At 72.9% G+C, this 2,654-nt stretch carries 3 protein-coding genes; 1 reads left to right on the top strand and 2 read right to left on the bottom strand.

Annotation, left to right across the window (positions count from 1 at the left end):
• On the top strand, positions 1 to 1,095 hold a 1,095-nt coding region (locus tag MR1_RS18655; protein WP_067250664.1), incomplete at its 5' end, for an isochorismate synthase.
• 21 nt (positions 1,096 to 1,116) lie between these two features.
• Here MR1_RS18655 and MR1_RS18660 read toward each other — a convergent pair.
• Together MR1_RS18660 and MR1_RS18665 are read right to left on the bottom strand one after the other, a co-directional pair.
• Entirely contained in the window at positions 1,117 to 1,599 is a 483-nt protein-coding gene (locus MR1_RS18660) for a GNAT family N-acetyltransferase (protein WP_067250667.1), read from the bottom strand.
• Between the two features lie 14 nt (positions 1,600 to 1,613).
• Entirely contained in the window at positions 1,614 to 2,474 is an 861-nt protein-coding gene (locus MR1_RS18665) for a polyphosphate kinase 2 family protein (RefSeq protein ID WP_067250670.1), read from the bottom strand.
• Positions 2,475 to 2,654: the final 180 nt, after the last annotated feature.

Consider the following 2,654-nt stretch of genomic DNA (forward strand, 5'->3'; position numbering starts at 1 on the left):
GCGGAGCTCGCGGCGCAGTGGCGCACGCTGTCCGAGGGCGCCCGGGTCGACGACCCGCTGCGCATCCCCGGCACCGGCCTGGTCGGGTTCGGCGCGCTCGTGTTCGACGGACGCTCGGCGCGCGACAGCGTGATCCTGGTCCCGGAGGCGGTCATCGGCCGCCATGCCGGACGCACCTGGCTCACGCGCATCACCGACCCCGACGCCCCCGACGCCGACGACGCCGCGGACGCCCCCTCCCCGCGGGAGTACGGACCGCACTGGTCCGCGACCCTCGGCCCGGGCGCGCAAGGACCGCAGGGCTACCAGGACTCCGTCCGCCGAGCGGTGTCGGAGATCGTGGACGGCCGCTACCAGAAGGCCGTCCTCGCCCGGGACCTGATCGGCACGATCCCCGCGGGATCGGACGTGCGCCGCCTCGTCCGCGCCCTCGCGACCGGGTACCCCGACACCTGGACGTATGCCGTCGACGGCATGATCGGGGCGAGCCCGGAGACGCTCGTCACGGTGCACGAGCGCACCGTGACCGCACGCGTGCTGGCGGGGACGATCGGCCGCGGAGCCGACGCGGACGCCGACACCGCCGCGTCCGCCCACCTCGCCTCCAGCACCAAGGATCTCGACGAGCACGCGTATGCCGTGCAGAGCGTGCTCGCGTCGCTGCGTCCGCACACCCGGGCGCTCGCCGCGAGCGACCAGCCGTTCATGCTCAAGCTGCCCAACCTGTTCCACCTCGCGACCGACGTGGAGGGCGAGCTGTCCGACGGCGGATCCGCGCTCGACCTCGTCGGGGCGCTGCACCCGACCGCCGCCGTGGCGGGGACGCCCACCGACCTCGCGATGGACGCGATCCGCCGCCTCGAGCCGTTCGACCGGGGACGCTACGCCGGGCCCGTCGGATGGATCGACGGCGACGGCGACGGCGAATGGGCGATCGCGCTGCGCTGCGCGCAGATCGACGAGAGCGACGCGCACGCCGGGACCATCCCGATCACCGCCTACGCCGGCGCCGGGATCGTCGCCGGCAGCGATCCGGAGACCGAACTGCTGGAGACCCGCGTGAAGTTCCGCCCGATCGTGGACGCGCTGGCCTGACGCGGCGCCGTCCGCCGGCCCTCAGGGCCGGGGACGCCGCATCGACGGGAAGGGGTGCACCCGGAACCCGAACGACGCGTAGAGCGGACGCCCCTCCTCGGTCGCGAACAGCTCCGTGCGCGCGACCGCCTGGCCGTCCGCCCACTCCAGGACCGACGCGACGGCTCGACGGGCATGTCCGCGATGCCGCGCGTGGGGAAGGGTCGAGACGTTCGAGAGATGGACGCGGGAGCCGTCGCCGCCCGGGGACGGGATGCCGTCCTCCCGTACGCCGATCGCGACGGAGACGACGGCGCCCTCCTCCTCGACCACCGCGATGCACACCGCGGGATCGTCGACGTGCACGAGGAACCAGTCCCGCGCCGCTCGACGCCACCCCGGTTCCTCCGCACCTGCGGCGCCGATCGCCAGGAACATCTCGGCGCGGAGCGTGACGAGCGCGTCCACGTCGTCGCGTTCGGCGGGACGCACCACGACGCCCTGCCCCGTCGAGGGGTCGTCCATCGCCGGATCCCGGGTCACGTCGCTGCGAGGCGAGCGCGTTCCGCGGCGACGTCGAAGTCCGCCACGGGCCACTGCGGGTCGATGTCCTCGAGTGCGGAGATGAGCAGCTCCTGGACGGCCAGCCGGGCATACCACTTGCGATTGGCCGGGACCACGTGCCAGGGGGCGGCATCCGACGAGGTGCGCGCGAAGACCGTCTCGTACGCGGCCATGTAGTCGTCCCAGAGCATGCGCTCGTCCACGTCGCCGGGGTTGAACTTCCAGTGCTTGTCGGGACGGTCCAGCCGCTCCATGAGGCGCTGTTTCTGCTCGTCGGCCCCGATGTGCAGCATCACCTTCACGATGCGGGTGCCGGTCGCCGCGACGCGCTCCTCGAAGTCCCGGATCGCCCCGTACCGCCGTTCGATCTCGGCGTCGTCCGCGAGGTGGCGCACCCGGCCGATCAGCACGTCCTCGTAGTGCGAGCGGTCGAACACGCCGATGAACCCGTGGCGCGGCAGGCGCTTCTCGATGCGCCACAGGAAGTCGTGGGCCCGCTCCTCCGCCGTCGGCGCCTTGAACGCGGCCAATTCGACGCCCTGCGGATCCACGCCGCCGACGACGTGACGGACGATGCCGCCCTTGCCCGCCGAGTCCATCGCCTGGAGCACGAGCAGCACGGCGTCGTGGGCCTCACCCGCGACGCTCTCGGCGAAGAGCCGCTCCTGCAGCTCGCCGAGGCGCTCACGGCGCAGCTCCAGTTCCGCCGCGCCGGCCGCCTTGTCCCCGTCGAAGCCCGGATGGGCGTCGGGATCGATGTCGGCGAGTCGGACACCCGGCTCCACTCGGAGGATCTCGGCGGCGGGAGCGCTCCAGTGCGATGCGTGCGTGGCCATGGACCCATCATGCCGGTCCCGCCCGACACCGTCACGGATCCCGTACCGCGCCGTCGGCGAGGTTCGGTCACCGCGTTTCGTCTCGTCGCTGCGCTCCTCGCTCAACGACCGGAAGGGGGTCGGTCGTTGAGCGAGCGAAGCGAGACGAAACGCCCGACGCCCGGGGGTGAGCGCATTTCG

It is taken from the genome of Microbacterium resistens NBRC 103078, assembly GCF_001552355.1.
In the GTDB taxonomy this organism is placed as follows: Bacteria; Actinomycetota; Actinomycetes; order Actinomycetales; family Microbacteriaceae; genus Microbacterium; species Microbacterium resistens.

Bases quoted from the DNA above. Each gene is read 5' to 3' on its own strand.
- MR1_RS18660 (WP_067250667.1), bottom strand. From the start codon at position 1,599: ATGGACGACCCCTCGACGGGGCAGGGCGTCGTGGTGCGTCCCGCCGAA.
- MR1_RS18665 (WP_067250670.1), bottom strand. From the start codon at position 2,474: ATGGCCACGCACGCATCGCACTGGAGCGCTCCCGCCGCCGAGATCCTC.